1 protein-coding gene is annotated in these 3,899 nt (G+C 73.7%); it reads left to right on the top strand.

Translation table 11 applies throughout. The features are described 5' to 3' along the window. On the top strand, positions 1-3,899 hold a 3,899-nt coding region (locus tag ABYE80_RS18255), incomplete at both ends, for an RCC1 domain-containing protein (protein ID WP_372791729.1).

The raw sequence follows: 3,899 nt of genomic DNA, 5'->3' as shown, positions 1-3,899 counted from the left end.
GCCGACCGCGGCGTCGGCCACGGTGTTCGCTTGGGGCAGCAACGGCAACGGCACCGGGGCGCAGGTCTCCGGGGCGCTCGGCACCGGGACGGGCCAGTTCGGCCCCGGCGAGTGCACCGAGGTACCCGCCCAGTCCGACGTTCCCTGGCCGGTCCATCTCCCGCCTCGCACCCAGGTCAGCGCGGTGGCCGCGGGGCTCAACCGCGGATACGCCCTAACGACGACCGGTCGCGTGATCGGCTGGGGCGACTACGGAACGGGTCGGGGCGTGGTCACCCAGGCGCTGTCGACCTGCTGGCCGACCGCGGTCGACGTACGAGGGACGGGCGACGAGCAGCTCGTCGTCGCCGGGATCGCACCGACCGCCAAGGGCACCATCTTCATCGACTCGCCGACCGACCCGAACCGTGAGAACGGGGCGGGCTCATCGGCCGGGACGGACGTGCACGGGGAGCTGCTGCTGGGCGGCCCCGGAGCCCGGCAGGGTGACCTGCCGCTGCGCAACCGGCTCGGCGGGTTCCCGGAGCCGCAGCGCCCGTTCCGGATCGCCAGCGGCGTCGCGGCCTCGGTCGTGCTCGATGTCCCCGCCGGGACGCTCACGGCCTGGGGCAGTGACGCCCGCGGGGAGCACGGAGCCGGCGGCGGCAGCCCTGACAGTCACGGTGGGGTGCCGGTTCCGCTGCCCAGCGGGACCGTCGTCACGCAGGTCGCCGCCGGACCCCACTTCTTCCTCGCGCTCACCGACGACGGGAAGGTCTACGCCTGGGGAGCGAACGAGAGCGGGCAGATGGGCGACGGCCGGGGCGGACCGGTCTCGGGCGTCCTGGCGGTCCCGTTCCCGCCCGGGGTCCGGATCACGCAGATCGCGGCCGGTGGCGACCCGGGGGTAGGGACGGAGACGGACGCCGATGGCTTCGGACTCGCGCTGAGCTCGACCGGGGCCGTGTACGGGTGGGGCACCAACCGCCACGGTCAGCTGGCGAACGGAAGCACGTCGGCCGACCCGGTCCCTCCGCGCCAGATCACGAACCTGCCCGCCGGCGCGTCGGTCGAGCAACTGGCGGCCGGCGCCCAGCAGGGCTACGTCGTCACCACGTCCGGCGCCCTGTACTCATGGGGGGGCGCGCGGTACGGCCTCCTCGGTCGTCGGCGGCGGTCCGACGACCCGACGCCGCGGTCGGTCTTCACCGGCGACCTGCAGGCGCGAGTGCGGTCCGTCGGGGCGCAGGCGGTCAGTCACTCCGCGTACGCACTCACCGACGATCTCACCGTCGCGTCCCCGACCGTCGCGGCGCAGATCCGGAACACCTCGGCGGCGCTGCGGGCCTCGATCACGGTGCCGGAGGGCGCGACCGTCGGCACCGCGCGTTGCGGGTTCGCGCTCTACAACCGCGAGCTGGAGGTGCCTTGCGCACCGAGCGCCGGGGAGACGGCGCAGTTCGGGGGCACGGTCGGTGACCTGACACCGGCGGACGTCCACCTCGTCCGTGCGTTCGCCCTCATCGGGGGGACGCGTGTCGACGGTGGCTCCTCGGAGCTCGTCACGACGGCCCCCGCTCCGAGGGTCACCACGGACCCGGCGGCGAACGTCGGTCAGAGCGGCGCGCTCCTCGGTGGGCATGTCGACATCGCGCCCGAGCAGCGTGCGTTCCGCGAGCCCGGCCTCACCACGTGCCGGTTCGAGTACAGCACCGATCCGGCGTTCCGGTCGGACGTGGCCAGCATCCCGGTGGCGCCGAGAGCGCCGGGGACCGGGTGCGTCGGCTCCGACAACCGCATCTCGGCGGCCGTCGACCAGCTCACGCCCAACACGACCTACCACGCGCGGACGGTGTTCCTCGCACCTCGCGTGTTCCCCGGTCCGGCGTACGGGAACACGGTGACGTTCACGACCGCTTCCACCGGTCCGGCCCCGTCACCGATCCCCGGACCGACCCCCGGGCCGGCCCCCGCACCGGTCCCGTCTCCGGACGGCCCGCCGAACGGTCCGCCCGGCCCCGGTCCGGCGCCCGGGCCGCCGAGCGGCGACAGGCTCAGCCCCACGCGGTGCTTGAACCAGACGAGGAAGATCACCGCCGCAGGCGGCGCGCTGCAGGTGACCGGCTGCCTCTACGGCGACAACAAGGGGCACTTCATCGTCGAAGGCACCTCCACGATCAACGGGATCACGGTCAGCGCGAGCGGCAACCGGCAGCCGCGACCCGTCGCGACGTTCGCCTGCGAGCCCGCGGACACGAGCTGCAACGACCTGCTCACGACGTACGCGCAGACGACGAGGCCCGCGCTCCTGATCGACGTGCCGAACCTGCGGATGGCGGGGAACGGGGCGTACACCCTGGCGACCGGCTCGACGACGCTGTTCGAGGGGGTCCTGGAATCACCTGACGGCGGAGGAACGGGCGCGAGCTTCGACCCCCGGGCGTCGGGGCAGGCGGCGACCTCCGGGCCTGCGCTCTATCTCGCCTCCCGGGCCGGCCGGCACCTCCACGACCTTCACGGCCTGCCGATCGCGGGGCCCGTCGTGATTGCGCCGCAACCCACCGGCGGGGCGCTGATGACCCTGCAGGTCGGCCTGCCGAGCCTCGAGGACATCGCCGGGTCCCGCAGCCTCTCGGGCAGCTCGGCCGCGACCGGCTCGGCCACCCTGGCGGTCAGCGCGTCCGGGGCGGAGAACCTGCGCGCCCTCACGTTCGACGTGCCCAGCCTGTCGATCCCCAAGACGAGCATCAACTTCGGCCAGGTCGGGTTCTCGTTCAACCTCGACACCAACAGCTGGACCGCGCAGACCGGCTTCAAGCTGCCGGGGTTCGACTACCTCCTGCACGTCAAGATCGTGATCGAGAGCGGAGCGTTCAAGAGCATCGACGGGAGCGCGGAGAACCTCAACAAGCCGATCCCGGCCACGGGCGGGGCAGTCGTCCTCGACACCCTCCGCGCCGGATTCGCCTTCTCCCCGGTCACCGTGTCGGGCGGCATCAGCCTGCTCGGGGGACCGAAGATCAACAACGAGGCGGCGCTGCAGCTCGACGGGGACTTCCGCGCCGCATTCGGCGACACCGTGACGCTCAGGTCGCCGCTCACTGCTCCCGGCGGCGTCACCTACACCAACGTCCCGCTGTCCCTCAACGTCGCGGGGACCCTCACCCTGGTCAAGGGCCTGCCGATCCCCGTGTCGCTGGGCAGCGCGAACGCGACCCTCCTCGCGGGGATCCCGAACCGCTTCTACCTCGGCTTCAGCGGGGGGCTCGGGCCGCTCGGGGGCGACGGCTGCGATCCGCGGAAGCCGACTCCGGCGTGCTCGCCCCAGGGGTACAAGCTCTCGGTCGGCGGCGTCGACCTCGCCAAGATCGACGCGACGGTCAACGGGACGCTCGTCGGCGGGACCAACTTCAACGCCCATGGCGACGGGCGCGCTAGCGTCATGGGACTCGCGCTGCAGGCCGAGGCGCTGATCTCGACCGTCGGCATGGTGGTGTGCGCGCGAGTCGGCCTGCCGACGGCACGGGCGGCGGGCCGGTCCGGGGAGGGGCACGTCGCGGCCCGCGCCTTCGCGGCAGCTGCCGCGGCCGCCGCGGCACCGCTGGCGACGGAGCAGCTGGCAGCCGCGGAGCGCCGGCGGCGGATCCGGCGCATCGAGGCCGACATGGCGCGGACGAGGCGGTCCGCCGGCACGCTGGTCCGAGACGCGAAGCGAGCCGTCGCGGGCATCGTCGCCACGGATCGGCGCCGGACACAGCGCGTGGTGCGGAGCGCCTCAGCGGACATCCGCGGGGCGGTCCGGGGCTACGGCACAGGACGCACGACGGTCAGCCACGCGAAGGGGGCGCTGCTGGAGTCCACCAACGAGGCCGCGGCCGGCGTCCAGGGCGCGGGCGTCGCGGCGCAAGACCGGCTGGCCG

This window comes from Paraconexibacter sp. (assembly GCF_041602235.1).
Lineage (GTDB): Bacteria > Actinomycetota > Thermoleophilia > Solirubrobacterales > Solirubrobacteraceae > Paraconexibacter.
Note: the sequence above shows the minus strand (reverse complement) of the source record. Positions and strands in the feature narration are given on the sequence as shown.